The sequence below is a fragment of the Oceanicaulis alexandrii DSM 11625 genome, from assembly GCF_000420265.1.
GTDB lineage: Bacteria > Pseudomonadota > Alphaproteobacteria > Caulobacterales > Maricaulaceae > Oceanicaulis > Oceanicaulis alexandrii.
Genome location: NZ_ATUP01000001.1, coordinates 371,524 through 397,982, shown reverse-complemented (window position 1 = coordinate 397,982; position 26,459 = coordinate 371,524). Strand labels below are relative to the sequence as shown.

Annotated in this window: 24 protein-coding genes and 1 tRNA gene; 14 read left to right on the top strand and 11 right to left on the bottom strand. The window is 63.3% G+C overall.

All coding sequences use genetic code 11. The features are described 5' to 3' along the window. The first annotated feature begins 103 nt into the window (after window positions 1–103). Entirely contained in the window at window positions 104–949 is an 846-nt protein-coding gene (locus G405_RS0101960) for a squalene/phytoene synthase family protein (RefSeq protein WP_022699813.1), read from the top strand. Here the strand turns inward: G405_RS0101960 and G405_RS16295 are convergent. Together G405_RS16295 and trmFO are read right to left on the bottom strand one after the other, a co-directional pair. Beyond that, on the bottom strand, window positions 946–2,880 hold the full coding sequence (locus G405_RS16295) for an alpha/beta hydrolase family protein (protein WP_022699812.1): 1,935 nt from the start codon (window positions 2,878–2,880) through the stop codon (window positions 946–948). The genes G405_RS0101960 and G405_RS16295 overlap by 4 nt on opposite strands. A gap of 73 nt (window positions 2,881–2,953) precedes the next feature. Beyond that, a complete protein-coding gene (gene trmFO, locus G405_RS0101950; RefSeq protein WP_022699811.1) occupies window positions 2,954–4,357 on the bottom strand; it encodes a methylenetetrahydrofolate--tRNA-(uracil(54)-C(5))-methyltransferase (FADH(2)-oxidizing) TrmFO in 1,404 nt (467 codons plus the stop codon). 105 nt (window positions 4,358–4,462) lie between these two features. On the opposite strand from trmFO, the gene G405_RS0101945 reads away from it, so the two are divergent. The 4 genes from G405_RS0101945 to G405_RS0101930 all read left to right on the top strand — a co-directional run bounded on the left by G405_RS0101945 (window position 4,463) and on the right by G405_RS0101930 (window position 8,357). Then, a complete protein-coding gene (locus G405_RS0101945) occupies window positions 4,463–5,341 on the top strand; it encodes a hypothetical protein (RefSeq protein WP_022699810.1) in 879 nt (292 codons plus the stop codon). 72 nt (window positions 5,342–5,413) lie between these two features. Further along, window positions 5,414–6,415 (top strand): hypothetical protein, encoded by a 1,002-nt coding sequence (locus G405_RS0101940; protein ID WP_022699809.1) that lies wholly within the window; start codon window positions 5,414–5,416, stop codon window positions 6,413–6,415. Between the two features lie 3 nt (window positions 6,416–6,418). Then, on the top strand, window positions 6,419–7,375 hold the full coding sequence (locus G405_RS0101935) for a hypothetical protein (protein WP_022699808.1): 957 nt from the start codon (window positions 6,419–6,421) through the stop codon (window positions 7,373–7,375). A 1-nt stretch (window position 7,376) separates the two neighbouring features. Beyond that, window positions 7,377–8,357, top strand: a complete 981-nt coding sequence (locus tag G405_RS0101930) for a CPBP family intramembrane glutamic endopeptidase (protein ID WP_022699807.1) — start codon at window positions 7,377–7,379, stop codon at window positions 8,355–8,357. A gap of 23 nt (window positions 8,358–8,380) precedes the next feature. On the opposite strand, the gene uvrA is transcribed toward G405_RS0101930, so the two are convergent. After that, entirely contained in the window at window positions 8,381–11,263 is a 2,883-nt protein-coding gene (gene uvrA, locus G405_RS0101925) for an excinuclease ABC subunit UvrA (protein ID WP_022699806.1), read from the bottom strand. 222 nt (window positions 11,264–11,485) lie between these two features. On the opposite strand from uvrA, the gene ssb reads away from it, so the two are divergent. After that, the gene (gene ssb, locus G405_RS0101920; protein WP_022699805.1) at window positions 11,486–12,013 is read left to right on the top strand and encodes a single-stranded DNA-binding protein; all 528 of its coding nucleotides are present in this window, start codon (window positions 11,486–11,488) and stop codon (window positions 12,011–12,013) included. Between the two features lie 76 nt (window positions 12,014–12,089). On the opposite strand, the gene G405_RS0101915 is transcribed toward ssb, so the two are convergent. Then, the gene (locus G405_RS0101915) at window positions 12,090–13,130 is read right to left on the bottom strand and encodes a Kelch repeat-containing protein (protein ID WP_022699804.1); all 1,041 of its coding nucleotides are present in this window, start codon (window positions 13,128–13,130) and stop codon (window positions 12,090–12,092) included. Beyond that, window positions 13,130–13,705: a superoxide dismutase family protein gene (locus tag G405_RS0101910; RefSeq protein WP_022699803.1), complete on the bottom strand. Its 576-nt coding sequence runs from the start codon at window positions 13,703–13,705 to the stop codon at window positions 13,130–13,132. Before G405_RS0101910 ends, G405_RS0101915 begins: the two co-directional genes overlap by 1 nt. 328 nt (window positions 13,706–14,033) lie before the next feature. On the opposite strand from G405_RS0101910, the gene gyrA reads away from it, so the two are divergent. Genes gyrA through G405_RS0101890 form a run of 4 tightly spaced genes read left to right on the top strand, consistent with a single transcriptional unit; the run spans window position 14,034 to window position 18,785 of the window. After that, window positions 14,034–16,796, top strand: coding sequence for a DNA gyrase subunit A (gene gyrA, locus G405_RS0101905; protein ID WP_022699802.1), 2,763 nt, complete (start codon window positions 14,034–14,036; stop codon window positions 16,794–16,796). A gap of 38 nt (window positions 16,797–16,834) precedes the next feature. After that, window positions 16,835–17,326 (top strand): pantetheine-phosphate adenylyltransferase, encoded by a 492-nt coding sequence (gene coaD, locus G405_RS0101900; RefSeq protein ID WP_022699801.1) that lies wholly within the window; start codon window positions 16,835–16,837, stop codon window positions 17,324–17,326. After that, window positions 17,326–18,306 carry a peptidylprolyl isomerase gene (locus G405_RS0101895; RefSeq protein ID WP_022699800.1) on the top strand — a complete coding sequence of 327 codons (981 nt, stop codon included), beginning with the start codon at window positions 17,326–17,328 and terminating at the stop codon, window positions 18,304–18,306. The genes coaD and G405_RS0101895 overlap by 1 nt, the downstream gene beginning before the upstream one ends. Before the next feature lie 26 nt (window positions 18,307–18,332). Continuing rightward, window positions 18,333–18,785, top strand: a complete 453-nt coding sequence (locus G405_RS0101890; protein WP_022699799.1) for a peptidylprolyl isomerase — start codon at window positions 18,333–18,335, stop codon at window positions 18,783–18,785. Window positions 18,786–18,854: 69 nt separating this feature from the next. On the opposite strand, the gene G405_RS0101885 is transcribed toward G405_RS0101890, so the two are convergent. Further along, complete coding sequence (locus G405_RS0101885; RefSeq protein WP_022699798.1) at window positions 18,855–19,790, bottom strand: endonuclease/exonuclease/phosphatase family protein; 936 nt, start codon at window positions 19,788–19,790, stop codon at window positions 18,855–18,857. 121 nt (window positions 19,791–19,911) lie between these two features. On the opposite strand from G405_RS0101885, the gene queA reads away from it, so the two are divergent. Beyond that, the gene (gene queA, locus G405_RS0101880) at window positions 19,912–20,976 is read left to right on the top strand and encodes a tRNA preQ1(34) S-adenosylmethionine ribosyltransferase-isomerase QueA (protein WP_028284470.1); all 1,065 of its coding nucleotides are present in this window, start codon (window positions 19,912–19,914) and stop codon (window positions 20,974–20,976) included. Here the strand turns inward: queA and G405_RS14715 are convergent. Next, window positions 20,973–21,131, bottom strand: a complete 159-nt coding sequence (locus G405_RS14715; protein WP_156861318.1) for a hypothetical protein — start codon at window positions 21,129–21,131, stop codon at window positions 20,973–20,975. The two genes, queA and G405_RS14715, sit on opposite strands and share 4 nt — an antisense overlap. An 87-nt stretch (window positions 21,132–21,218) precedes the next feature. Continuing rightward, window positions 21,219–22,766, bottom strand: coding sequence for an acyl-CoA carboxylase subunit beta (locus tag G405_RS0101870; protein ID WP_022699795.1), 1,548 nt, complete (start codon window positions 22,764–22,766; stop codon window positions 21,219–21,221). Window positions 22,767–22,798: 32 nt separating this feature from the next. Here G405_RS0101870 and tgt point away from each other — a divergent pair, with 32 nt between their 5' ends. Beyond that, window positions 22,799–23,926 carry a tRNA guanosine(34) transglycosylase Tgt gene (gene tgt / locus G405_RS0101865; RefSeq protein WP_022699794.1) on the top strand — a complete coding sequence of 376 codons (1,128 nt, stop codon included), beginning with the start codon at window positions 22,799–22,801 and terminating at the stop codon, window positions 23,924–23,926. On the opposite strand, the gene G405_RS0101860 is transcribed toward tgt, so the two are convergent. Beyond that, window positions 23,923–24,549, bottom strand: a complete 627-nt coding sequence (locus tag G405_RS0101860) for a hypothetical protein (protein ID WP_022699793.1) — start codon at window positions 24,547–24,549, stop codon at window positions 23,923–23,925. The two genes, tgt and G405_RS0101860, sit on opposite strands and share 4 nt — an antisense overlap. A 108-nt stretch (window positions 24,550–24,657) precedes the next feature. On the opposite strand from G405_RS0101860, the gene G405_RS0101855 reads away from it, so the two are divergent. Together G405_RS0101855 and G405_RS0101850 are read left to right on the top strand one after the other, a co-directional pair. Then, a tRNA-Lys gene (locus tag G405_RS0101855) sits at window positions 24,658–24,733 on the top strand. A 157-nt stretch (window positions 24,734–24,890) separates the two neighbouring features. Next, window positions 24,891–25,340 (top strand): YybH family protein, encoded by a 450-nt coding sequence (locus tag G405_RS0101850; protein WP_022699792.1) that lies wholly within the window; start codon window positions 24,891–24,893, stop codon window positions 25,338–25,340. Window positions 25,341–25,343: 3 nt separating this feature from the next. Here the strand turns inward: G405_RS0101850 and G405_RS0101845 are convergent, their stop codons facing one another. Together G405_RS0101845 and G405_RS0101840 are read right to left on the bottom strand one after the other, a co-directional pair. Further along, on the bottom strand, window positions 25,344–25,658 hold the full coding sequence (locus tag G405_RS0101845) for a hypothetical protein (protein WP_022699791.1): 315 nt from the start codon (window positions 25,656–25,658) through the stop codon (window positions 25,344–25,346). A gap of 88 nt (window positions 25,659–25,746) precedes the next feature. Further along, on the bottom strand, window positions 25,747–26,451 hold the full coding sequence (locus G405_RS0101840) for a TorF family putative porin (protein ID WP_022699790.1): 705 nt from the start codon (window positions 26,449–26,451) through the stop codon (window positions 25,747–25,749). Window positions 26,452–26,459: the final 8 nt, after the last annotated feature.

Genomic DNA, 26,459 nt, shown 5'->3' with positions numbered 1-26,459 from the left:
CATAGGGTGCGGCGGCCGGTTGGAAGACCGCCATACTCAGGTATTACGCACGAGCTAGATATGGGTTCCAACCTGTATGTGTCTACCGGCCAGAGAGAATAGCGTGACTGATTTCGACAGCTTGTTAGCCGCAAATGACCCTGAACGCCGTGCTGCGGCGCTATTTGCGCCCGCTGCGCTGCGCGCGCGCTTGTATGCGCTCTACGCATTTTATCATGAGATCGCGCAGATTCCCGACAAGGTGTCTGAGCCGGTGATCGGCGAGATGCGTCTCGCCTGGGCGCGCGAGGCGGTCAGCGATCTGTTCACCGATCCGCCGAAAGTGCGTCGCCACGATATCTATGAAGCGCTGTCTGAATTGCGTGAAGCGCCCGGCGCTCCGGATCAGGCGGCTCTGGCCGGATTGGTGGAGGCGCGCGCCGCGGATTTGGGCGAGGGGCCGTTTCCCACCCGCGAGGACCGCCGCGACTATGTGGACCGTACCTCGGGCGCGTTGATGCAGATCGCAGCCCGCATGCTCAAACCCGATCTTGATCTGGGCGGAGAGCCGGGCGTCGCGATCACCGCAGCAGGACGGCTGTGGGGCTTTGTCGGTCTGTTGCGCGCCTTTGCGCCGCTGGTGCAGGCGGGGCGTCCCCCGTTCAGCGCCGACGAGCTGGCCGGCGCCGATCTGAGCGAAGCGGATCTGGCGGCCGGGCGCAAGCAGGATGCGGCGAAGGCCGCCTTGTCAGGCCTGCTGACAGAGGCGCGGGACGCCGCCGGCATGTTGACCCGCACCCGCAGCGCCTTGCCCGCTGACGTGTTCCCGGCGCTGGGCTATGTCAGCCTGGCGCGCGGCTATCTGAAAAGCGCTCAGGGGCTTGAAGACCCGTATCGAGAGCAAATCGAGCGCGCGCCCTTCGGGCAGAACGCGCGCCTGACCTGGGCGTCGCTTACGGGGCGGGTCTAGTCGCCAACCTGTTCATCCAGAAACGCTCCTATCGCAGAATAGGCTTCCAGCCGCGTTTCATATTCGAGCAGCCAATGGTCACCGCTCTCCAGAGGAATGAAGGTAACCGGAACGCCTGCGCGTTGCAGGGCGCGATGCATGGCGCGGCTCTGGCGAAAGGGGACGACACTGTCATCTTCGCCATGCAGCAGCAGGACCGGAATGCGGGCCTGGGCCGCGTAATTGACCGGTGAAATCGAACGCAAGAGATCGCCCGAGATGCGGTCCTGGACCTCGCCGCTGAAAGACCGGTTCCAATACCTCACGGTTTCTGAGTCGCGGCCATAGCGCTCTCCCGCATAGCGCAGGAAGTCTTCAGCGTCGGTGACAGGATTGAAGGCTATGGCGCAGTCAAAAACATCCGGCGTGAAGACGGTTGCAGCCAGAGCCGCGTACCCGCCATAGCTGCCGCCCGCGATGCAGATCTGCTCGGTCAGGCCAGCTTGCTGCAGATAGGCGGCGGCGTCTGTCACGTCCTGTTGCATGACGCCCGTTCCCCACTGCCCCCAGCCTTGCGCCTCCCATTGGGCGCCGTAACCGCCCGAGCCGCGAAATTGCGGCTGCAGGACGCCATAGCCTTGACTGGCCAACAGGTGAGCCAGGGTGTCAAAACCGCCATAATCACGGGAGGCCGGACCACCGTGCACCAGGACCACGAAGGGGTGCGGCCCGTCCGTGTTCGGCACGGTGAGGTAGGCCGGTATCGAAGCGCCGTCTCGCGCCGGATAGCGAATCGATTGCCGCCGCGGCAGTTCCGCTCGGAAAAGCTCAGGGTAGGTCAGACGCACCGGATCAGCCGATCGGGCCGTCAGGTCCACCAGCATATAGACCGGCGCCTGATCCTCGCTGCCGACCCAGACGATGAAGCGGGTGCGATCAGGCGTCCAGTCGATCAGGGAGACGCTCTTTCCGGCGAATGAGGCTTCGAGGCTGGCCTGAATCTGAGCCAGTTCGGCGTCAAACCAGATGCGTTCGCGTTGCTCACGCTCGATGACGACTCCAGCGACATAACCGCGATAGGGGTCTATGCGGACGCTGTCAAAATCGTAGCGGGGATCAGAAAAGATGATCTCGCCCAAGGCGCCGTCGGATAACTCGACACGCTGAAGAATGTTGGCGTAGGGAGGTTCATCTGCGGTGCGCGAAATGATGACCGCCTCGCCATCCTGAGAGAAACCGACAACGCCCAGGTCGATAATGTCCTGCCGCTCCTCGATCAGGGTGCGCCATTGATCATTTTCTTCGATGGCGACACGCAAACGCTCCGTGTCTTCAGAATAGCTGACGCGGACATGGCGTTCTCCCTGGGCGTCAGAAACCCAATAGCGCGTATTCACAGCGCCACGGGCGACCACGCTGCGTCGATTGCCGTCTTCCGGGTCTACCGCATAGAGGTTTTTATGCTGGTTCCCGTCACGCAAGGGCAACAAGATGCGCGCTCGATCGGTTTGCCAGCCTGCGACTTGCGCAGTGTTCTGGTTGAAGCCGGTGTCGCGTCCCTCACGGATCAGCTGCTCGGCGTCCATGGTGTCGGTGTTGATGGTCAACAGCGCCTGAAAGTCGAGATCGCCGCTGATGTAGAACAGTTCGGCGGCGCGCCCGACCCGGGCCATCAGCGTATCTTCATCAGCCCAGAAGGTTTCAAAGGCGCGCATATTGCTGATGTTGATGGCGTTTTGTTCGCCCGTCTCCAGCGATTGAACGACCAGATAGCGGTCGCTGCCCGAGTGCGCGATATACGCAATCCTGTCTCCGTTCGGAGACAGGGACAGGCCCTGTCCGGCCGGCAGCCGGGCAAAGTGTTCAACCGGTATGACGTCAGACGTCTGAGCCAGCGATGACGCTGAAACACACGCCCAGGCGATGGCGGCGCCGAGCAAAGTTTTGAGCATAAAATCCCCCTGTGAGAGGGGAGTTTAGTTCGCAAAAAACGCCTTAAACAAGAGAAACTTCCGTAACGGCTTATTATTCAGCCGCTTGAGAAACCCCATTTAGCCAGGCGTCGCAGTCAGACAGGGCGCGCGCGCTCATGGCGCGTTTCTTGGCGACGGACTTGTCCTTGCCTTTCAGGCGCTTGCCTTCAGCATCCTTGGTGGGCGCCTCGATATCGGGGAAGAGGCCGAAATTGACGTTCATCGGCTGGAACGCGCCTTTCTTGCCCGGCACATGACCCGTGGTGATATGGGTCAGCAGCGCGCCCAGCGCCGTGGTGGGCGGCGGCGGGGTGACGGCCCGTCCAAGTTTCTCAGCCGCCGCGAAGCGGCCTGCCAGAAGTCCCATGGACGCGCTTTCCACATAGCCTTCAACGCCGGTGATCTGGCCGGCGAAGCGCAGGGCGGGACGCGCCTTCAGGCGCATCAGGCTATCGAGCAGCTTGGGCGAATGCAGGAAGGTGTTGCGGTGAATGCCGCCCAAGCGTGCGAAACTGGCGTTCTCCAGACCCGGGATCATCTTGAACACATCCGCCTGCGCGCCGTATTTCATCTTGGTCTGGAAGCCGACCATGTTGAACAGCGTGCCCAGCGTGTTGTCCTGACGCAGCTGCACGACCGCATAGGGCTTGGTCTCGGGATCATGAGCATTGGTCAGGCCGCGCGGCTTCATCGGGCCGTGGCGCAGGGTTTCACGCCCGCGTTCAGCCATCACTTCGATGGGCAGGCACGCGTCAAAATAGGGCGTGTCCTTCTCCCACTCCTTGAACTCGGTCTTTTCCGCCGCCAGCAGGGCGTCCACGAACGCTTCGTACTGGTCCTTGTCCATGGGACAGTTGATGTAAGCGGCCTTGTCTTCCTCGGTCTCGCCCTTGTCATAGCGCGACTGCTTCCACGCCACGTCCATATTGATGGAGTCCGCATAGAGGATTGGCGCGATGGCGTCGAAAAAGGCCAGCTCGCCCTCTTCGGTTGCGGCGTGAACAGCTTCCGCCAAAGCCTGGGAGGTGAGGGGGCCGGTGGCGACGATCACGCTGTCCCAGTCCTCGGGCGGCAGGCCGGTGATCTCTTCGCGCACGATCTCGATATTGGGATGGTTTTCCAGCGCCGCCGTAACCGCTTGGGAGAACGCTTCGCGGTCCACAGCCAGCGCGCCGCCGGCGGGCACCTGATGCGTGTCCCCCATCGCCATGATCAGCGATCCGGCGCGGCGCATCTCTTCATGCAGCAGGCCCACAGCGTTCGTTTCCGCATCGTCGGAGCGGAACGAGTTCGAGCACACGAGCTCGGCCAGGCCTTCAGTCTGGTGGGCGAAGGTGCCGCGCACCGGGCGCATTTCATGGAGCACGACGCGCACGCCGGCGTTCGCGGCCTGCCAGGCGGCTTCAGAACCGGCCATGCCGCCGCCAATGATGTGGATCGGGGTCATATCTGTCATGGCGCGTCATATAGTCGGGAAGGCGGCGCGGCTCAATTGCCTGCGCACAGGGTTTCGGCGCCCTGATCCTTGGCCTGACCGTCGTTTCGGGCTAACTGCACCCTCATGAGACTGATTGATCTTCGCGCCGTGGGCGCCGCTTACCGCTTCGTTCTGGAAAACCCTGCTCCCGTACTGGCGGCAGGCGCGCTTTATGGCGTCGTCTTCGCCGTGCAATCCCTGATGACGGCCTATGCCGGCGCTTATGCGCCGGGCGCGGCGCCAGCGGCGATCGCCTTCATGGCGGTCGCGTTTGGCGCCTTCGTCATTGGCTGGGCGAGCCTGGGGCGCTTGGCGCTTGGCATTCCGAAAAAGGGCTTTTACGGCCTGACGCTCGGCGGGGATGAAGGGCGGTTGATCTGGGCGCTGGCGCTGGTCGTGCTGTTGCTGGTGATCATCCTGATGACGGCGGGCGTCGCCATGGCCTTCATGATCGCCGGTCTCGCCTTTACAGAAATGGATCCCGGCGCGCCGCAGCCCGACGGCTATGTCAATCTGTTTGAGATGATGGGACCGGTCGCGCTGGCGGTGTCTTTCGCCCTGATCGCCGTGTTCATGGTGTTCAGCCTGTGGCTGATCACACGGCTCGCACTGACCGCTCCGGCGACTTTGGAAGCGGGCGCCATCCGGGTGCTGTCCATCTGGCCGGCGTCACGCGGGCGCAGCGTCGAGATCGCGCTGACGGGGCTGGCCAGCCTGGCGCCCGGCATCGTTGTGTTGGCCGTCTTCAATACGGTCTGCGTCGCCCTGCTGGGCGCAGGTCCGGCGATTGCGCAATCGGCGTCTGGCGAGTCGGGGGCGTTGATCGTGAAACCTGTGCTCTTCCTGCTGGCGAGCGCGATTTATGGCGTCGCCAAGATTGCATTTCTGGCTGCGCCCTTGATCGCGGCCCTCTGCGCGCTTTATGGCGTTTACAAGGCTGAAGGCGACCTTTCCCCCGATTAAGGCGAGACCTTCCCGCGGGTCTGGGTTATCCTGCCACGCGATCTTGCTATGTTCGGACACGCGGGGGGAACCATGTCCAAGCCCAGCTATAACTTTGTCGACGCCACCTTCTATTTCCTGAAGGTGTTTGGCCAACGTCCGTTAAGCGTGGCGTGGATCGGCCTGTGGCAGGTCCTGCTTTATGCGGGCTTTGGCGCGCTGATGCTCTACGGTTTCTGGCCCTTGATCCAACTAGTGATCGAGTATGGCGGCAAAGGGGAGCCGACCGACGCGGAGATGGCGCAGGCCGCCTTGCAAGGCATGGGCTTTTACATGCTGGGCATTCTCGGCATCCTGATTTCCGCTCTCATGATCCAGGGCGCCTGGCTTCGCCTTCTGGCGCGGGATCAGGTGGTGGGCGGGCTACCGATCCGTCTGGGCGCGGACGAGCTGCGCCTGCTGGTCGTCAATATCGTGCTCTGGCTGTTGATCATGGCGGCCGGCGTGCTGACCATCGTGCTCTATGCCGTCGTCAACGCAGGCTTCGCCATGGGCGGCGAGCCGGGCGGGGTCGCCGTTCAGGCCCTGGTGAACACGCTTCTGACGGTGATCGTCATTGTCGGCTGGATCATTTTCCTCCTGGGGCTCGCGCCCGCGACGGCTTTGACCGTGCGTCAGCGCGGCATCAAGGTCTTTGACGGCTTCGCCGCCGCTCAGGGCGTGATGTTCTGGATGTTCCTGTCCTATGTGGTGCTCTTTTTCGCCATTCTCCTGGCTTACGTGGTGCTGAGCGTGATGCAGCAGGCGTTCTTGATGATCGGGTCGTCAGAATTGGTGGGCGCGCTGATCAGCTTTGAACAGACGAGTGATCCGGACCTCATGATGGAGGCTTTGCTGGACGCTCTGAACTCGCCGCTATTCTGGGCGATGGCCGGGATCGCCCTGGTCCTGCAGCTGATCTTCGACATCTTCGTCCAGGGCAGTTGGATGGGCGTCGGCGCCTATGTGGCGGTGCGCCATGATGGCGGTTTCGCACCCGATACCCCGCTCGAAGCGCCTGCGGCATCCGTGGGGCAGGCGCCCAGCGAGGGCTGATCCATGACGGACATGACGACGCCGCCCGCCCACCGTTTCACGGTGGGCGGGGCGCTCAGCTTCGGCTTGGAAGTTTTTCGCGCCCGGCCCGGAGCCGTGCTGACCTTGCTGATCGGGTACACCTTTATCTATGTCGTTATGGCGGTGGGGCAGTTCGTTCTGTTCGGAGAGCTAGCGCGTACAGGCGTGCAGGCCGCTGAAATGGGCGATGCCGGTGAAGCCTATGCCCTGAGCATGCAGTTTTCATCCGCCAGTTCGCTCATCTCTCTTCTTGGGCTTCCGCTCTGGATCTGGATTGAGGCGGTCTGGCTCACGCTGTTCATGAGGGGCCGGTTCACCCTCTGGCCCGGCTGGGCGGGTATCGGTCGCCTGACCCTGAGTGGTTTGATCCTCTTTGGCGTTTATCTGGCGGCCTTTCTGGTCCTGTTCTTCGTGATCATGATCGGTATCGTGTTTGCGATGCTGGCCGCAGAGAGCGGGACCGGCGACAGCGCAGTCGCCGCCGTCCTGGTTGTGATCGCGCTGTGCCTCATCGGCGGTCTGGGCCTGGTCGCGATCTTGTCAGTCTTCTCCGGTCTTCCGGCGCATGCCCTGTCCGGGCGGTTTGATATCGGGGGCGCGATCCGCGCAGGTTGGCGACATGTGGTCGGCCTCACCGTGTCATGGGTTCTGTTCTTGATCCTCTACCTGCTGGTGATGATCGTCGGTTATGGCGCCATAGCCTTCAGCGTCGGGGACCACGTTGCGAATACGTTTGAAATGGTGCTTCAGAACCCGGAAGACCCGATGATCACCATGCGCTTGTATGCGCTGTTGATGCCTGGCGTGGACCAGGCATGGATTACTGCGCTCGTACTGACGCCCGTAATGTTCAGCACGGGCCTCGTGATGATGATCGGACGCGGCATCAGCGCCAAACTGGCGCTCTCCATGCCCAATCCTTCTGAGAAAGCTCCGTAAGATGACCCAAGCGCTGTATGCACCCTGGCCGGAAACTGCGCGTCGCACCTGGGGCTGGGGCGCGGTCGGTTTGATGGTGGCGGGCTATCTTGTCTCATCCATTCCCGTACTGGTCGGGACGATCATCTACACCATCGTCCTGACGGTCTCGTCGGGCGAGACCGACCCGCTGGCCGCTCAACGGGCGCTGAACGAGAACACGTTGACGGTGCTGCTGCCGCTGATGCTGTTGCAGTTCATCGCCTGGGCGATCATGACGCTGATGTGGGTGAAGCTGTTTGAACGTCGCCCGCTCTCGACGATCGGCCTTGAGGGACGGGGCTTTTTCGGGCGCTACATTCTGGGCTTGCCGCTGGGCGTGTTTCTTGTGGTCTTGGTCAGCGTTGTCGCGGCCCTGTTGGGCATGGGCGCCAGCACTGGCGCCGCCGATAATCTGGGGGCGATGGAGATCAGCCGCGCCGTCACCCAGACCGCCCTGATCGGCTATGCGGCGCTGTTCGTGGGCTTTCTCATCCAGGGCGGGGTGGAAGAGCTGGTCTTTCGCGGCTGGCTGATGAGCGCGCTGACCGCGCGCTGGGGCAAGCCTGTCGGCGTCTTTGTCGCCAGCTTCGCCTTCGCGCTGTTACACGCCCATGTCTTCATCTCGGGGCTGATGTTCGGCGTGCTGGCGCTGTCGGGAATCGGACTGACCGGCCTCGTCTTCTCGCTGACCGCACTGTGGCGGCGCTCCATCGTCGAGGCCGCCGCCGCCCATGGCGCGTTCAACGCCGTCGCCGTCATCGCGCCCACCTTCGCGCTTCTGGCGTCCGATCCCGATCAGACGATCAAGACCGCTGTCGCCCAGGTGTTCAGCTCCGCAACCGGCCTGGCCGGTGCGGATTCCGTCAGTCTGGGCCCGGAAACCTACGCCCAGCTCATCGCCATGGGCGGGTTGAGCGCACTGATGCTGGCGGGTTTGGTGCTGCGCGGGCGGAAGGGATAGGCGCTCAGAGAAAGCGCCCAGCTTTACCCCGCCAGCTTCTTCTGACGCGCCACATCCCGCTCCAGAAGCGGTTTGAGATAGCGGCCGGTCCAGCTGGCATCCACCTCGGCGACCTGTTCGGGCGTGCCGCAGGCGACGATCTCGCCGCCACCCGAGCCGCCTTCCGGGCCCAGGTCCAGCAGCCAGTCTGCGGTCTTGATGACATCGAGATTGTGCTCGATGACGATCACCGTATTGCCCTGATCGACCAACTCGTGAAGCACTTCGAGGAGCTTGCGCACGTCCTCGAAATGGAGGCCCGTAGTGGGCTCGTCGAGGATGTAGAGCGTCTTGCCGGTGGAACGCTTGGCGAGCTCTTTGGACAGCTTCACCCGCTGGGCTTCGCCGCCTGATAGTTGGGTCGCGGGCTGGCCGACCTTGAGATAGCTCAGCCCCACTTGTTTCAGCGTCTCCATCTTGTCGCGCACGGACGGGACGGCCTTGAAGAAGTCGGCGGCCTCCTCGACGGTCATGTCGAGCACGTCGGCGATGGATTTGCCCTTGAAGGTCACTTCCAGCGTCTCGCGGTTGAACCGTGCGCCATGACACACATCGCACTCCACATAGACGTCGGGCAGGAAGTGCATCTCGATCTTCACCACGCCATCGCCCTGGCACGCCTCGCAGCGCCCGCCTTTGACGTTGAAGGAGAAGCGGCCCGGCTTGTAGCCGCGCGTCTGGGATTCAGGCAGGGAGGCGAACCAGTCGCGGATCGGGGTGAAGGCGCCGGTATAGGTGGCGGGGTTGGACCGCGGGGTGCGCCCGATCGGGCTCTGGTCGATGTCGATGATCTTGTCGACCTGGTCGAGCCCTTCCACCGTGTCATGGGGCAGGGGCACGGCGGAGGCCTTGTTCAGGCGCCGCGCCGCCGCCTTGTAGAGCGTCTCGATGGTCAGGGTGGATTTGCCGCCGCCCGAAACCCCGGTCACACACGTCATCACGCCCAGCGGATAGGCGGCGTCGATGTTCTGAAGATTGTTGCCGGAGGCGCCCTTCACGGTGACGGCGCGGTTCAGGTCCACCGGGCGGCGCTGTTCCGGCACCGGCACCATGCGCTTGCCGGACATGTACTGACCGGTCAGCGATTTGGGGTTCGCGGCGATCTCCGCCGGCGTGCCGGCCGCGATCACTTCGCCGCCATGAACGCCCGCGGCGGGTCCGAGGTCGACCACATAATCGGCCGTCTCGATGGCTTCCTCGTCATGCTCGACCACCAGCACGGTATTGCCCAGATCGCGAAGGCCGCGCAGGGAATCCAGAAGCCGCGTATTGTCGCGCTGGTGCAGGCCGATGGACGGCTCATCCAGCACATAGAGGACGCCAGTCAGGCCCGAGCCGATCTGGCTGGCCAGACGAATACGCTGGCTCTCCCCGCCCGACAGCGTGCCAGAGGCGCGGCTGAGCGTGAGATAATCCAGGCCCACATCGACCAGGAATCTCAGGCGGTCCCGGATTTCCTTCAGGATGCGCCGGGCGATCTCCTGATCCTTGGCCGACAGCGTGTCTTCCACCGCTTCAAACCAGCGCAGCGCCGCCTTGATGGATTTCTCCCCGGCGATGGAGATGTCTGCGCCGTCGATCTTCACCGCTAGCGCTTCGGGCTTCAGGCGCTTGCCGTCGCACACATCACAGGGCTGGGCGGACTGAAAGCGCGCCAGATCCTCGCGCACCCAGCTGGAGTCCGTCTCGCGCCAGCGCCGCTGCAGGTTCGGCATCACCCCTTCAAACGCCTTGGAGGTGGTGAACTGGCGCAGCCCGTCTTCGTAGGTGAACTTGATCTTGTCCTTGGTGCCGTGCAGCACGATCTTGCGAAAGCTCGCGTCCAGATCGCGCCAGGGCGTGTACATGCTGGCGCCGTAATGGTCTGCGATCGCTTGCAAGGTTTGCTGGTAGAGCTTGGAGGTCGCCCGGCTCCACGGCGCAATGGCGCCGTCATAGAGCGACTTGTCGCGGTCAGGGACCACCATGTCCTCGTCAAACTCCAGGCTCTGACCCAGCCCGTCACAGGCCGGGCAGGCGCCGAACGGATTGTTGAACGAGAACAGGCGCGGCTCGATCTCTTCAATGGTGAAGCCGCTGACCGGGCAGGCGAATTTTTGCGAGAAGATGATCCGCTCGCCGGTTTTATGCTCGCCATGGTCTGACGCGAACTCGGCCATGGCGATGCCGTCGGCAAGACGCAGCGCGGTCTCCAGGCTGTCGGCGAGGCGTTGTTCGAGCCCCTCCTTGGTGACCACCCGGTCCACCACCACGTCGATATCGTGCTTGAATTTCTTGTCGAGCTCGGGCGCGTCTTCCAACGCATAGAACTCGCCATCCACCTTCACGCGCTGGAAGCCTTGCTTCAGCAGCTCGGCGAACTCCTTGCGGTATTCGCCTTTCCGGCCGCGCACGATGGGCGCCAGCAGGTAGAGCCGCGCGCCGTCGTCGAGCGCGGTGGTCTTGTCCACCATCTGAGAGACGGTCTGCGCCGAGATCGGCTCGCCGGTGGCGGGCGAATAGGGCACGCCCACCCGCGCCCAGAGAAGGCGCATATAGTCGTAAATCTCGGTCACCGTGCCCACGGTGGAGCGCGGGTTTTTCGAAGTGGTCTTCTGCTCAATCGAGATGGCGGGCGACAGGCCTTCGATGGAGTCCACATCCGGCTTGCTCATCAGCTCCAGGAACTGGCGCGCATAGGCGGACAGGCTCTCTACATAACGGCGTTGGCCCTCGGCGTAGATGGTGTCGAAGGCGAGCGAGGACTTGCCCGATCCCGACAGCCCCGTGAACACGATCAGCTCGTCACGCGGCAGGTCCACCGACACGCCCTTGAGATTGTGTTCGCGCGCGCCGCGCACGGAAATGGTTTTGAGCTTGTCAGTCATGGATGACGCAAAGTCCTTAGCTGGCGGCCGGGCCGGGCGGGCGTATCGGGCGTTACTTAGGGCTCCGCCGCGTCTCTATCCACCGTATAGGCGCCGACAGCGGCGCCCGGCGATGGACTCAAGGGGCGGGATAGGCTTCGTTAACACCCGACTCGCGCCTTAATTGACGCGCGGAACGGAATGTGAACAAATACGACGCGAAAGACAAGCGGGAGACGCGGTATGGCTGGTTCTGTAAACAAGGTGATCCTGGTGGGCAATCTGGGCGCCGACCCTGAAGTGCGGCGCCTGAATTCCGGCGATCCGGTCGTGAACCTGCGCATCGCCACGTCAGAAAACTGGCGCGACAAGTCCACCGGCGAACGCCGCGAGAAGACCGAATGGCACAACGTCGTCATCTTCAACGACAACCTCGCCAAGGTCGCCGAGAACTATCTCAAGAAGGGCTCGAAGGTTTACATCGAGGGCCAGCTTCAGACCCGCAAATGGCAGGACCGCGACGGCAATGACAAATACACCACCGAAGTGGTGCTGCAGCGCTATCGCGGCGAGTTGACCATGCTGGACGGTCGCGGCGAAGGCGGCGGCGACCGCATGGGCGGCGGCTATAACAACAACCAGATGGACGATCGTTCCGGCGGCGGCCAGGGCGGTTACAATCAGGGCGGTGGGCAAGGCGGTGGTCAGCGCAGCAACGCCCCGCGCGAGGATTTCACCTCCGACACCCTGGACGACGACATCCCGTTCTAGGGGCTCTCATCTGGCCCAGACGAAAAAAGCCCGGCGCAGCGCGCCGGGCTTTTTGCTGTTCATTTGCGACTTCGGCTCAGGGCGTGAACCAGTTGAGCGTCGCGGTGGTCTGGCTGCCGCTGGGCTGGGCCGCGCCGCCGATGGTGGCGATCTGTGATCCCACCGTGACCGCGCCCAGGCCGTGCCGGGGCGTGGGCATGCGGCCCATCTCGGTCCAGGCGTCGGTTTGCGGGTCATAGCGCCAGACCTGGGCGTAGACGCCGCCGCCTGAATTATCAAACCACTCGCCGCCAAACACATAGAGCGCGCCATCGACGCTGGCGGCGGCGAGGCCGCCGGCGCCGCGCGGCCCGGCTTCAGGCTCGGGCAGGGGCGCGCGGGTCTCCCAGCTGTCGCTTTGCGGGTCATAGGCTTCGTGCACGGGCGTGTTGCCGCCGGTCACCGTACGTCCGCCCACCACATGCAGGCGCCCCTCCAGCTCTGCGCCCGCTGCGGAATTGCGCGCGGTGGGGGCGGGGGCTGCGACCGACCAGGTCTGGGCGGCGGGGTCCATGACGATATGGGCGTTGGTGTCGGCGTGGTCTGACCAGGCCTTGTTGGTGAGGCCCGCCGGGCGTCGGCCGGTGACCACATGCAGGCGTCCGTTCAGCGCGACGCAGACCGTCTCGGCATAGGGTTCAGCCATGGCCGGGCCATTGCGCCATTGATTGCGACCGGGATCAAACACCCGAACGCCATTGCTCATCGCCCACATGCCGCCGGTCTGGGCGGTGAAACCTCCGACGGCGTACACTAAGCCCTCAAGGCCCACCAGATTGGGGTGGTGCAGCGGCACGGGCAAGCGCGCACGCTCGCGCCAGCGATCTGCGCCGGGCGCCAATGAGAAAACGCGATCCGAGATGCCGATCCGGCCGCGCCCCACATCGGGGCTCAAACCGCCCGCCACGTAAAGCACGCCCTCAAGGACAGCCGGGTAAATCTCCTGAACCCGCAGGGGCAGGTCTGGCCCTGCGCGCCAGGGCGACGCATCAGCCGTCTGGCCCAGAGCGCGGCCGGGCAGGGTCAGGGACAGGCCGGCGGCGCCGAGCCCGGCCAAAGCAGTCCGCCGTGTCAGCATCAGTGCGCCGCCTCGATCACGCCGCAGACATGGCGTGCGCCGGCGCCGCCAATGGGCTGGGTCGTGTGATCATCTTCATTGTCGTGGATGACGAGGGCGGAGCCGTTATCATCCAGCAAGGCCGGGGCGTCATATTCGCCATTGAGGCTGACGCGGTCCGTGAAGACCTGGGCACGCAGCATGCCGTCCTCATGCACATAGATGTTGGGCAGATCGGCGTTGTCCGGGCCTTCGGGGTTCAGAAGGCCGTGGCTGCGCTCTGACGGGTTGATATGCCCGCCGGAGCTGGTGAAATCCGCGTTCGAGCAATCGCCGATCTGGTGCAGGTGCACGCCATGCCAGCCGACGGCGCTGTCGGGAAGGCCGTCCAGCTCAAGCGTGATCAGAACGCCTGTCGGGCCTTGCTGGAGACGGGCGTGACCAACTTCGTTGCGCTCGCGATCGATCAGCACGGCATGGGCTTCGGCGGCGTCGGACATGGCCTCGGCATGGTGGTCGGCTGCGAGCGCGGGGGCGCCAAGACTGCAGGCGGCGAGCGCGGTTGTCAGAGCGAGAGTGTGAAGGGCGCGGGTCATGAGGCGTCTCCTTTGAAAGCTACGCTATCAACGTAGGCGGCGTCGCGCGCGATGCGACCCCAAGAGAGGAAGTCTGCGCTGATTTTCAACAAAAAACAGGCCGGGCCGCAAATCTGTCAGGAAACCGTGGAGACAGCCGCGCACCGTGTTTGCCGCCCGTCTCTGGCCTTGCTAGACATAACATCTAACCGTGCGCAGGTGATTCACGCCCATTCAGGTGAACTGCGCTCGACCGACGCCTCTTTACGCGCGCTGTCCCGCTTGGCGAAGACAGGCGCGCGCCAGCCAGGACGAAACGACGTTGAGCGATTTGCCCCCTGAAACGCCCATGGATGAAGACCTGCCCGCCGCGCCGAGCGGCCCGATGGTGTCCATCGAAGACGAGATGAAGCGCAGCTATCTCGATTACGCGATGAGCGTGATCGTCAGCCGCGCCATCCCCGATGCGCGAGACGGGCTGAAGCCCGTGCACCGCCGTATCCTGTGGGCCATGCATGAGGGTGGCTACACCAAGGACAAGGCGTACAAGAAATCCGCCAATGTGGTCGGCGACGTGATGGGTCGTTATCACCCGCACGGCGACAGCGCGATCTATGACGCTCTGGCGCGTATGGCGCAGCCCTTCTCCATGGGGCTGCCGCTCATGGACGGTCAGGGCAATTTCGGCTCCATGGACGGCGATCCGCCCGCCGCCATGCGTTACACCGAAATCCGCATGGACCATCCGGCCGAAGCGCTACTGGCCGATATCGACAAGGATACGGTCGAGTTTCAGGACAACTATGACGGCTCCAAGCAGGAGCCGATCGTTCTGCCGGCGCGCTATCCGAACTTGCTGGTCAACGGCGCCGGCGGCATCGCCGTAGGTATGGCGACCAATATCCCGCCCCACAACCTCAACGAGGTTGTGGACGCGACGATGGCGCTGCTCGACCAGCCTGACATCACTGATGTGGAGTTGCTGGAATTCGTGCCGGCGCCAGACTTCCCCACGGGCGGCGAGATCATCGGCCGCTCGGGCGCCCGCAAGGCGCTGCTTGAGGGTCGCGGCTCGGTGATCCTGCGCGGCAAGACCTCCATTGAGGATATTCGCCAAGGCCGCGAAGCCATCATCATTCACGAGATTCCCTACCAGGTGAACAAGGCGTCGATGATCGAGAAGATCGCCGAGCTGGTGCGCGAAAAGCGCGTTGAGGGCATTTCCGATCTGCGCGACGAGTCCGACCGCTCAGGCGTACGCGTTGTCATCGAGCTGAAGAAAGACGCCAACGCCGAGGTGATCCTCAACCAGCTGTATCGCTGGAGCCCGCTGCAAACCTCGTTCGGGGTGAACATGCTGGCGCTGATCGGCGGCCGTCCGCAACAGGCGGGGATGCGTCTCTTCCTGGAGACCTTCATCGCTCACCGCAAGGAAGTGGTGGTCCGCCGCACCAAGTTTGACCTCAAGAAAGCGCGCGACCGGGCGCACGTCTTGATCGGTCTGGGCGTGGCTGTCGCCAATATCGACGAGATCATCGCCATGATCCGCAAGGCGCCCGACCCGCAGACCGCGCGTCAGCAATTGCGTGACAAGGCCTGGCCGGCCAAGGACATCGCGCCGCTGGTGGAGCTGGTGGCTGATCCGCGCTCCCGCATCAAGGATGGCGAGATCCGCCTGACCGAAGAGCAGGCCAAGGCGATCCTTGATTTGCGCCTGCACCGCCTGACGGCGCTGGGCCGCGATGAGATCGGCGATGAAGCCAACAAGCTGGCCGAGACCATCGCCGAGCTGCTGGAGATCCTGCGCAGCCCGACCCTGATCCGCGATATCATCCGCAACGAATTGCTGGACGCCAAAGCCAAGTTCGGCGTGGAGCGTCGCTCGATCATTATCGAGGGCGATCTCGGGATCGAGGATGAAGACCTGATCCCGCGCGAGGACATGGTCGTCACCCTGACCCATGGCGGCTACGTCAAACGCACGCCGCTCTCCACCTATCGCGCCCAGAACCGCGGCGGCAAAGGCCGCGCGGGCATGGCGATGAAGGATGAGGATTTCGTGGCGACCCTGTTTGTCGCCTCGACCCATGCGCCGCTCTTGTTCTTCAGCTCGGACGGCATGGTCTACAAGACCAAGACTTGGCGTCTGCCGCTGGGCGCGCCCAACACCAAGGGCAAATTTCTCACAAACCTGCTGCCCAGCCTCAATGAAGGCGCGTGGATCACGTCTGTGATGGCGCTGCCTGAGGACGAGGATCAGTGGAGCGAGTATGACGTGATGTTCGCCACCACGGCGGGTACGGTGCGTCGCAACAAGCTATCGGACTTCGTTCAGGTCAACCGCAATGGCAAGATCGCCATGAAGCTGGATGAAGACGGCTCCGAAATCCTCGATGTGCGCCTGTGCAACAAGGATCAGGACGTGCTGCTGGTGTCTGCGGCCGGTCGGGCGATCCGTTTCTCGGTGGAAGATGTGCGGGTCTTCGCGTCACGCAACTCCACCGGCGTTCGCGGCATTCGTCTCAAAGAGGGCGACCGCCTGATCTCCATGGCGATCCTGAATCATATCGACGTCACCCCCGATGAGGCGCGCGCCTACATGAAGCACGCCAACGCCATGCGGCGTGCGGCGGGGCTGGACGAGGACGACGCCGTCGTCAGCGCGCCGGAAGAGGGCGAAGCGGCGGCGGAGGTGGCGCTGAGCCCTGAACGCATCGCCGAGCTGGGCGCTGCGGAAGAGTTCGTGCTGACCGTGGCCCAGGACGGTCTCGGCAAGCGGTCCAGCGCTTATGACTACCGCGTCATGGGGCGCGGCAATCAGGGCGTGGCCGCTCATGACATGAGCAAGGTCAATGAACTGGCGGCGTGTTTCCCGGTCATTGACGGCGACACCGTGATGGCGGTCACCGATGGCGGTCAATTGATCCGTTTCCCGGTCGACACCGTGCGCATCGCCGCCCGCGCCACCAAGGGCGTGCGGCTGATCCGACTGGCGGAAGGCGAAAAAGTCGTGTCTGTTGTGCGCATCGCGGAAAGCGATGACGACACCGGCGTTGACGAAGGCGATGAGGGTGAAGCCCCGGCGCCGGATGCGCCGCAAGACGAGCACTAGACCGAGCCAAGACCGCACCGGGCTTTGGGGAGACCGCCATGAAACGCCGCGTCGCGCTGTATCCGGGGACTTTTGACCCGGTGACCAACGGCCATCTCGATATTATCGGCCGGGCTGTGAAGCTCTATGACAAGCTGGTCATCGGCGTTGCACGCAATGACGCCAAAAACCCGCTCTTCAGCTTTGAGGAACGGGTCGAGATGGCCCGAGAGCTGGCGGAATCGGTGGCGGGCGACACCGAGATTGAAGTCTTGCCGTTTGAAGGCCTGTTGATGCATTTCGCCGAGAAAGTCGGCGCCAGCTCGATCATTCGCGGCCTGCGCGCGGTGTCGGACTTTGAATACGAGTTTCAGATGGTGGGGATGAACCAGCGCCTGAATGCGGATATCGAAACCGTATTCTTGATGGCTGACCCGCGCCATCAGGCGATCGCTTCTCGTCTGGTCAAGGAAATCGCCAAGCTGGACGGGGATATCACGCCTTTTGTTCCAGCCTTGGTCAAAGCGCGTTTGTTGGAGAAATTCGTCTAATGGCCCAGAGCGCTCTTCTGAAAGCCCGTGTGTTAGCCACCGCCTGCCTGTCAGCCATGATGCTGACGGCGTGCGCGGAGGCGGAAACTGAAAGCCAGACCCAGGACGCGGCGCCAGCAAGCGAGGCGGCTCAGCCTGCAGCGGCGGCGCCGGTTGCGGCGCCAGGCGCGGACATTATTGCAGATGCGCCTGACAGCGCCTGGCGCACTGTGGATGCGGAAGACCTGATCCACATGGTGACCAGCAAGGGCGACGTCTGGATAGAGCTGCAGGACGAGTTCACCCCGATCCATGCCGAGCGCGTACGCATGCTGGCCGAAACGGATTGGCTGGACTGGAAGGTCTTTCACCGCGTGATCGACGGCTTCATGGCGCAAGGCGGCGGGGCTGTGGACAATCCCAGCATCCAGGCGCCGTTTGATCCGATCCAGGCGGAATTCGGCATTCGCCGCGATCCCAACGCCATCATCGTGAATGAGCTTCAGGAGCGCCGCGCCACACGGGGCGGCCCCATGGCTCAGGCTGGATTCTGGAATGGCTTTCCGGTCGGCACACAGCCTGCAGCGCTTGCGGGCATCGTCGCAGACGGACGGGTGGATAGCTGGTTGATGCATTGTGACGGCGCCGTCGCCATGGCGCGCACCAGTGATCCCAATTCTGGCAATGCGCAGTTCTATATCGTGCGCGGCGAGGCTGAACATCTGAACACTCAGTATACCGTCTGGGGCAAGGTGCGTGTCGGGCAAGACGTGGTAGAAAACCTGAATGTCGGCACTCAGGGCCAGACCCTGGGCTTCCGCCCCGACATCATTGAAGAGTTTGAGCTGGCTCGCGACATGACCGATGCGCCGACGGTGCAGGTCATGGATACGCGCTCGCCCAGCTTCACTGCCTACCTTGAAGCGTTGGCGGCCAGCCGTGAGAACGGCCGCCTGCCTGACCTTTGCGCCATCGACGTGCCTGTGCGCGTCCTCGATTAAGAACCCATCCTCCAAAGGAGACCGTCGTGTCCGACGCCAAGCAAGAACTCGTGTTCACCCTGGAAGGCGGCGATGTCGTCATTCGCCTGCGCCCCGACCTGGCGCCCAAGCATGTCGCCCGTATCTCCGAGCTGGCCTCTGAAGGCTTTTATGACGGTTTGACCTTTCACCGTGTGATCGACGGCTTTGTCGCGCAGGGTGGTTGCCCGAACGGCAATGGCATGGGCGGCTCGGGCCAGAACATTGAGGCCGAGTTTACCGCCGAACCGCATGTGCGCGGCACCATGTCCATGGCGCGCGCCATGGATCCCAATTCTGCGGACAGCCAGTTCTTCATCTGCCTCGACGCCGTGCCGTATCTCGACAACCAGTACACCGTCTGGGGTGAAGTAATCTCCGGCATGGAACACGTAGATGCGCTGCCCAAGGGCGAGCCGCCCGCCGAGCCGGGCAAGATCGTCAAGGCGTCCGTACGCTAGATCTTGTTTCTGCGATGATGTGTGAAACGGGCGGCTCATCGAGCCGCCCGTTTTGTTTGTGGCGATCAGTCAGGTCTCGCACCGCTCCACCAGCGTGAAGACGGGGCGGTGATCAGACCCGGCGTCTGGCGCTGCGCCCGTCTGTGACGCGCAGAGCCCGTCACTTACCCAGATATGGTCTATCCCTAGCATAGGCATGGGGATGAGGCGTTCAGACGGCCAGGTGCGCAGGCCGTGGGTTACGCGTTTGAGCGGATAGAGAGCGTCTCTCAAAGCCCGCATTGAAAAGCCTTTTTCGGCGGTGTTGAAATCCCCGGCCAGAATCTGGGCGTGTTCCGTCTGCGCCGCGATCAACGCCGACAGACGTTCGCGATGGTATTGGTACAGGTCCGGTCGTGTCGGGCGCGCGAAATGGGTGCTGGTCAGCCGCAGGGGCGCGCCCTGGAACTCGATCTGCATATAGGCGGCCGGCACGGTGCGGTATTCATCACAGCCTTGTTCGAGCACGGGCCTGCGCGAGATCAGCGCCGTGCCCCAGGCGCAATAGACCTGATAGGGATAGTCCTCTTCCAGACTGAGCGGCGTCTGTCGGGAGGCGCCGCCGACTTCCTGCAGGAAGACCAGATCGAAATCGCCTTCGCGCAGGAAGGCGATCGCGGCGTCCGGGTCCCGGTTCAGATGCCAGTGATTGAAACTGGCCAGACGCAGGGCTTCGCCGGTTTCGCTGCGGGGCGGCAGGCTGTCCGGATGCGGTTGAAGCTGGGCGTAGGGCAGCGCCTGCAAGACCAGAACGGCGCTCGCGGCCAGACCGATGCGCCGGAGCGTCTTCAAGCCTTCTGGGCGCAAGACATAAAGCGCTGTCCCAGCCAGAACGCCGGCCATCACAGGGACTGGCCAGATCATGTTGAAGACATCAGCTTTGGGCCGAAACGCGCCGGACAGCAGCACGCCATAGGTCAGCCCCAGACACACGCACGCCGCGATGCAGATCAGATAGGCGGCCATGCGAAAGGCCTTCGTCAACAAGGGGCGGGGAGGAAGCATGCGAGATTTCTGTCCGGATGTCTGGCGGGCGAGCGAGGCTGTGCGTATATCACCGCCAGCTTGAAGGAATGTTATGACTCAATTGCGACTGACCGATTTTGATTTTCATCTGCCTGAAGACCGGATTGCGCTGCGCCCGGCGCGTCCGCGCGACACTGCGCGTCTGTTGCAGGTGAAGGATGGCGGTTTGTCGGATCTGGGCGTTCTTGACCTTCCAGACCTGCTCGAACCCGGCGATCTTCTGGTCTTCAACGACACCCGCGTCATTCCGGCGGCGCTGACAGGCGTGCGCCCGGCGCGCGCCCATGGCGGCGGCGGGGATGCGCAGATCGAGATCAATCTGCACAAGCGCGATGATGAGACGGTCTGGCGCGCTTTTGTGCGCCCCGCCAAGCGGCTGAAAGAAGGCGATACGCTGCAGTTCAAGGGCGGGCTGACCGCCCAGGTGACTGAAAAGCGCGAAGGCGGGGAGGTCGTGCTGACGTTTGATCGCGCAGGCGTTGAACTCGACAAGGCGATCGTGGAGGCGGGCGCGCCGCCGCTGCCGCCCTACATCGCCTCAAAGCGCGCCGCGGACGCCGCGGATCTCGACGATTACCAGACCGTCTACGCTGCGCCGGACAAGGCGGGGTCGGTGGCGGCGCCGACGGCCGGTCTGCACTTCACCGATCGTCTGTTTTCCGCACTCGACGCGCGCGGGATCAAGCGCACCCATGTGACGCTGCATGTGGGGGCGGGGACGTTCCTGCCGGTGAAAACCGATGATCTGTCCGAGCACCAGATGCACGCGGAATACTACGAGATCAGCGAACAGACGGCGGAGTTGATCAACCAGACCCGCAAGGCGGGCGGCCGCATCATCGCGGTGGGCACCACGTCGATCCGCACGCTGGAAAGCGCCTCGGAGGAGGACGGCACGGTCCGCGCCGAGGCGCGCGACACCGCGATCTTCATCACGCCGGGTTACCGGTTCAAGGTGATTGACGCGCTGATGACCAATTTCCACCTTCCCAAATCCACGCTCTTCATGCTGGTCAGCGCGCTGGCGGGGTTTGAGGAAATGCACGCGGCCTATGCCCACGCCATACGTGAGCACTACCGCTTCTTCTCCTATGGCGATTCCAGCCTGCTCTGGCGGAAGGGCTAGTCGGTGGTCCCGCAGACTGTTCCGTCATCCACCTGGTCATAACCCTGCCGCGTCAGATACATGGCGCAGCCGCAGGCGAGATCAGGGTCGGCTTTCACGGTGTCTTCGTCATCCAGCACCATCAGGCACAGATATTCGTATTCGTCTTTCATCATGGCGGGCTCCTTTGTGTTGAGCCCATCCTGCGCCGGCCCTTCGATCACGGTCCAATCGATAGTTTGTGTACTTGCGAGTGATTGGCTCTATGGCCGGTAACGCGTCCCCGGCGTGTCGCGGGTGCGCAGCTTGGCGGTGAGGTTCGCGAACTCCGTCAGCAAGGGCCGGGTGTCCGCCGGATCGATGATCTCCTCGATCCAGAACCGCTCGGCGGTCTTGAACGGGTCGGAGAGATCGCGCATCCGGGCGCGCAGCTCTTCCTTGAGCGCTTCGGGGTCTTCAGCTTTTTCCAGCACGGATTTGAACGCGGCTTCCACCCCGCCTTCCAGCGGCAGCGAGCCCCAATCGCCCGACGGCCAGGCATAACGATAGCGAAAGCGGGTATGGTCCATCATCGCAGCCCCCGCCACGCCATAGGCCTTGCGGATCAGCATGGTGCACCAGGGCACGCTGGCTTGATAAATGGCGGACAAGGCGCGCGCGCCATGACGGATCGTGCCGGCGCGCTCGGCGCGGGTGCCGATGACAAAGCCCGGCACGTCCACGAAATGCACCACTGGCAGGCGGAAGGTTTCCGCCAGATCCACAAAGCGAATGATCTTTTGCGCCGCTTCCGCCGTCCAGCCGCCGCCATAGACATTGGGATTGCTGGCCAGCACCGCGATGGGCCAGCCGTCGAGGCGGGCGAGGGCGGTGATCACCGAGCTGCCAAAATGACGGCCCATCTCGAACACGCTGCCTTGATCAAGGGTCGCATTCAGGATCGCGCGCATGTCATAGCCGAAGCGCTTGTCGCGCGGCACGATCTCGCGAAGGCTTTCGTCAATCCGTGCGGGATCATCACTCGGCTTTATGCGGTCCGCCGCATCGCCCGCCATGTCGGGCAGATAGGAGAGAAACCAGCGCGCCGCCTCCATGGCGTCCGCTTCGCTGGCGTAGGCGTCGTCTGCGGCGCCCGCGGCGAGCTGCAGGTCGGATCCGCCCAGCTCCTCCTTGGTGACATGCTCACCGACCCCCGCCACCACGGGCGGCCCCGCAATGAACATTTGCGACTGGCCTTTGACCATGACGCAATAGTGTGAAGACACCGCCCGCGCCGCGCCCAAGCCCGCGACCGGACCAAGCGCCAACGACACCACCGGCACCCGTTCAAGATTGGCCACCACCTGGTCCCAGGCTGGATTAAACGGCACATAGCTGGCGCCCATGTCGAGAATGGATTTGACCGAGCCGCCGCCGCCCGTGCCCTCGATCAGTCTGATCAAGGGCAGGCCCAGCTCGCCCGCCATCTTTTCCGCTTCGACCTGTTTCTCGACGATGGCGGCGTCCGCCGCGCCGCCGCGCACGGTGAAATCGTCCGCCACCACCGCCACCGGGCGCCCGCGAACCGTGCCGCGTCCGAAGATGCAATTGGCCGGAGAGAAGCCCTCAAAGCCGCCCTCTGCATTTGTGCGCGCCTTGCCGGTGAGCGAGCCGATTTCCCGAAAACTGCCCGGATCAAGCAAAAGGTCCAGTCTTTCCCGGACGTTGAGCCTTCCTGCCGCCTTTTGACGGGCGAGCTTTTCAGCTCCGCCCATGTTATGAGCCAGCGCCTGACGCTTGCGCAAATGGGCGATTTCGTCTTTCCAACTCACTCAACTCTCTCCCGCAGTATCGCCAGGTTCTGATGCCCAGCTTTGATTTTGATCTTCACGCCACCGACGGCGCCGCCCGAACCGGCGTGCTCAAGACCCCGCGCGGGGATATTCGCACGCCCGCCTTCATGCCGGTCGGCACGGCGGCGACGGTGAAGGCGCTGTATCCTGAACAGGTCAAAGCCGTCGGCGCTGACATCATTCTGGGCAACACGTACCACCTTATGCTGCGGCCTGGGGCGGAGCGGGTCAAACGTTTGGGCGGCCTGCATCATTTTATGCGCTGGGATGGGCCGATCCTGACCGATTCGGGCGGCTTCCAGGTCTGGTCGCTGTCTGATCTGCGCGACATGACCGAAGAGGGCGTGGCGTTCAAAAGCCATCTCGACGGCTCAAAGCATATGCTGACGCCCGAGCGCTCCATCGAGATCCAGGCGGACCTTCTGGGCGCGGACATCTCCATGCAGCTTGATGAGTGCACGCCCTATCCGTGCGAGCGCGACGCCGCCGCCAGCTCCATGCAGCTGTCCCGCCGCTGGGGGAAGCGCTCCAAAGACGCGTTCGGTGAGCGCTCAGGCCAGGCGCTGTTTGGCATCGTCCAGGGCAGCACCTATGAGGATTTGCGCCGCGAAAGCGCTGAAGGACTGATCGAGATCGGCTTTGACGGATACGCCATTGGCGGCCTCGCCGTGGGCGAAGGGTTCGAGATGATGTGTCAGGTGCTCGATGTCACCACGCCGCATCTGCCCCATGAACGGCCGCGTTATCTGATGGGCGTGGGCAAGCCGATTGATCTGGTGGAAGCGGTCGCGCGCGGCGTGGACATGTTTGACTGCGTGCTGCCGACCCGCTCGGGCCGTCATGGTCAGGCGTGGACGGATTGGGGCCCGGTGAACGTCAAGAACGCCCGCTTCGCCGAAGATACCCGGCCCATGGACGAGACGCTCGATTGCCCGGCCAGCCGGGATTATTCACGCGCCTATCTGCACCATCTGATCCGGGCGGGTGAGTATCTGGGCTCGATGCTCTTGTCCTGGCACAACATCGCCTATTTCGAGACCCTGACTGCGCGCATGCGCGCCGCCATCGCGGCGGGGGAGTTCGAGGCGTTTCGCGCCCAGTTCCATGCCCGCATGGATGAAGGCCCGGACGCGATCTAGTCCTCGGATTCCGCCTCTGCATCATTGAGCAAACCATAGGCGTCCATGGCTTCGATCAGGGTCGCCCGCTCACAGTTCAGCGCATCAAAACCTCCGCGCAGCCAGGCGCGGCGTTTGAGCGCCAGCTCGCGCTCTTGCGCGGCGGCGGCTTCAATCTCGCTCGCCCGGCCCAGGAAGCGCACCACGGGACGTGTCGGGTTCAGCCCCACAATCGTGTCGCGCGCCGTATCGGCGGCGAGATCCGGCGCATCTTCAGCGATGGACGAGGCGAAATCGCGCGAGCGGTCCAGCATGCCCTCTGAGTCTTCGTTAGTTTCGGTCTGCACCTCCGGGCGTGGCGCCTCGACATCAGGCCCCAGCAGTGAGGTGAGTCGCGCAATGTCGCGGGCGAGGGCCGGGCAGCTGATCGCTGCGCCAGAACCGCCATAAGGGGTGGGCACGGTTTCATCGCCATTATCGATCACGATCTGGCCGGGCCGCGCCCGCGGCAGGCCCACCGTGTCAGACGCGACTGATTCGGTACGCCCCAAGGGCGTCTCCGGCAGGTCGGGCAGGCTGGAGCACGCGGTCAGGATGAGCGCGAACGCGCCGGAGATCAGCAAATTGGACAGGGTGTTCTTCATGCTTATGTCCTATCATGATCGTGCAACTGTAAAAGAGGGGGTTTCCCGCATATAGCCGGGTTGACCGTATGGGGCGCCGGTTATAGGTTCCGCGCCTCTCGAGACGGAGAGCCGATAGCTCAGCTGGTAGAGCAACTGACTTTTAATCAGTAGGTCCAGGGTTCGAATCCCTGTCGGCTCACCACTTCTCCCTGAAAACATGGCGTTTTATGGGGTGGTGGTGATTGTTTCTCCAGACTATTGCGCTTCCTCATTCCTGACATCGCTATCTCATCAAGCGTTGACGGTGTCGTCAGGCGCGCTTCACTCTGTCTGTCGTTAGATGGAAAATGGGGTCCCCGATGATGATTGTCAGTGCGCTCGCCGCCGCTTTTCTCGTTCAGGCCCAGACGGACGCGCCTTCCTGCAGCGGAACGGGCGCTGAGGTTCAGTCGATCTGTGAGGTGCTGACCGCCCAGCAGGACGCCTGGAACGCCGGCGATATTCCCGGCTTCATGGACGGATATCTTCAAAGCGAGGATTTGCGGTTCGCCTCGGGTGGATCGGTGACCACGGGCTGGGCGGCGACTTTGGCGCGCTATCAGGCGCGCTATGACACGCCGGACGCCATGGGCTGGCTGGCGTTCACCGATCTCGACGTCACCCAGCTCTCAGACGACGCCGCCTATGTGTTCGGGCGCTGGACGCTCTACCGCGAGGCGGATGAACCCACCGGGCTGTTCACGCTGATCGTTCGTAAACGCGAGGAGGGCTGGCGCGTGGTGCATGATCACACGTCGGCGGCGGAATAAGGCCTAGAGCCCGCCCCACCAACTGATCACATGAAGCGTCAGGGCGCCGGCGCCCAGCAGGACGCCGAGCCAGGCGATATCCGCAAGCCCGCCTTTTGGCCTGTAATCGGGCCCGGAGGTCAGCGGTCCTGATATGTGAGGCGGGGCGCTTGCCTGCGAGGCTGAGAAGCCCTGTGGGGCCTGTCTCTGGCGCAGTTCCTTCAGAGCGAGCCGTCTGGAGCGCACATTATATTTCTGGTGCGCCACAAACAGACGCAGATCCGTTTCAGAGAGGCTTTTCAACTGATCATCAGACGGGGTGCGGAACAGGGGACGCATGGCGACGCCTTTGGCGGCTGGCGGTCAACAGACAAGCGGTCTGAAACGGAGTCCCCGTTTCAGACCGCCGATGGAACAGGCTTCTTGTCTAGAAGGCTTTGGAGATGGTGAAGACGGCGGTTTCATCCGACCCGTCCGTGTCTTCGCTGGTGTCGATATAGGCCAGCGCCCAATCCACGCCATACGCCGAGCCGCCGACGCCGATCGTCCAGTCGACCTTGTCGTCGCCATCGCCATCAAGATCGCCGAAGGCGCCGGTTTCATAACCGATGCCCGCCATCAGGCTGAGACCGGACTCACCCAAGGGCGCTGAGCCTGAGAGATTCAGATAGAGATTGTCGTCATCGCCCAGATTGTCCTGTTCGGGGGCGTAGGCGACCGTGCCGGTGGTCTCCACCAGACCGATCGTGCCGGTCAGGCTGCCATAGACTTCGGCATAGGCGACATCTTCAGCGCCGGGATAGAAATATCCGATCAAGCCCACATCATAGCTGAGCGCGCCGACCGTGCCGCCATATCCGGCGTACAGGTCCAGCTCAATTTCCGAATTGCCCACGGGCTCGATGCTCGATCCCCATGTTCCGGCGTAAAAACCGGAGTCAAAGGCAACGTCAAAGCCGCCCTGGATGGCGATGGCCTCATCGCTGAGCGAGGCGCCGCGGAAGCGATAATCCGTGGTCATCGCCACATTCGCCGAGACTTCCTGCGCCTGGGCGGCCCCGGTGGAAAGGCTCGCGGTGGCCACCAGGGCCAGAGGGAGCGCGCTTGCTGCGAGTAAGTTTGCGGATTTCATGGTTGTTC

Excerpts from the sequence above, each read along its gene's own strand:
- G405_RS16295 (WP_022699812.1), bottom strand. The coding sequence starts at position 2,880 with ATGCTCAAAACTTTGCTCGGCGCCGCCATCGCCTGGGCGTGTGTTTCA.
- trmFO (WP_022699811.1), bottom strand. The coding sequence starts at position 4,357 with ATGACAGATATGACCCCGATCCACATCATTGGCGGCGGCATGGCCGGT.
- G405_RS0101945 (WP_022699810.1), top strand. The coding sequence starts at position 4,463 with ATGAGACTGATTGATCTTCGCGCCGTGGGCGCCGCTTACCGCTTCGTT.
- G405_RS0101940 (WP_022699809.1), top strand. The coding sequence starts at position 5,414 with ATGTCCAAGCCCAGCTATAACTTTGTCGACGCCACCTTCTATTTCCTG.
- G405_RS0101935 (WP_022699808.1), top strand. The coding sequence starts at position 6,419 with ATGACGGACATGACGACGCCGCCCGCCCACCGTTTCACGGTGGGCGGG.
- G405_RS0101930 (WP_022699807.1), top strand. The coding sequence starts at position 7,377 with ATGACCCAAGCGCTGTATGCACCCTGGCCGGAAACTGCGCGTCGCACC.
- uvrA (WP_022699806.1), bottom strand. The coding sequence starts at position 11,263 with ATGACTGACAAGCTCAAAACCATTTCCGTGCGCGGCGCGCGCGAACAC.
- ssb (WP_022699805.1), top strand. The coding sequence starts at position 11,486 with ATGGCTGGTTCTGTAAACAAGGTGATCCTGGTGGGCAATCTGGGCGCC.
- G405_RS0101915 (WP_022699804.1), bottom strand. The coding sequence starts at position 13,130 with ATGCTGACACGGCGGACTGCTTTGGCCGGGCTCGGCGCCGCCGGCCTG.
- G405_RS0101910 (WP_022699803.1), bottom strand. The coding sequence starts at position 13,705 with ATGACCCGCGCCCTTCACACTCTCGCTCTGACAACCGCGCTCGCCGCC.
- gyrA (WP_022699802.1), top strand. The coding sequence starts at position 14,034 with ATGGATGAAGACCTGCCCGCCGCGCCGAGCGGCCCGATGGTGTCCATC.
- coaD (WP_022699801.1), top strand. The coding sequence starts at position 16,835 with ATGAAACGCCGCGTCGCGCTGTATCCGGGGACTTTTGACCCGGTGACC.
- G405_RS0101895 (WP_022699800.1), top strand. The coding sequence starts at position 17,326 with ATGGCCCAGAGCGCTCTTCTGAAAGCCCGTGTGTTAGCCACCGCCTGC.
- G405_RS0101885 (WP_022699798.1), bottom strand. The coding sequence starts at position 19,790 with ATGGCCGCCTATCTGATCTGCATCGCGGCGTGCGTGTGTCTGGGGCTG.
- G405_RS14715 (WP_156861318.1), bottom strand. The coding sequence starts at position 21,131 with ATGATGAAAGACGAATACGAATATCTGTGCCTGATGGTGCTGGATGAC.
- tgt (WP_022699794.1), top strand. The coding sequence starts at position 22,799 with ATGCCCAGCTTTGATTTTGATCTTCACGCCACCGACGGCGCCGCCCGA.
- G405_RS0101860 (WP_022699793.1), bottom strand. The coding sequence starts at position 24,549 with ATGAAGAACACCCTGTCCAATTTGCTGATCTCCGGCGCGTTCGCGCTC.
- G405_RS0101850 (WP_022699792.1), top strand. The coding sequence starts at position 24,891 with ATGATGATTGTCAGTGCGCTCGCCGCCGCTTTTCTCGTTCAGGCCCAG.
- G405_RS0101845 (WP_022699791.1), bottom strand. The coding sequence starts at position 25,658 with ATGCGTCCCCTGTTCCGCACCCCGTCTGATGATCAGTTGAAAAGCCTC.
- G405_RS0101840 (WP_022699790.1), bottom strand. The coding sequence starts at position 26,451 with ATGAAATCCGCAAACTTACTCGCAGCAAGCGCGCTCCCTCTGGCCCTG.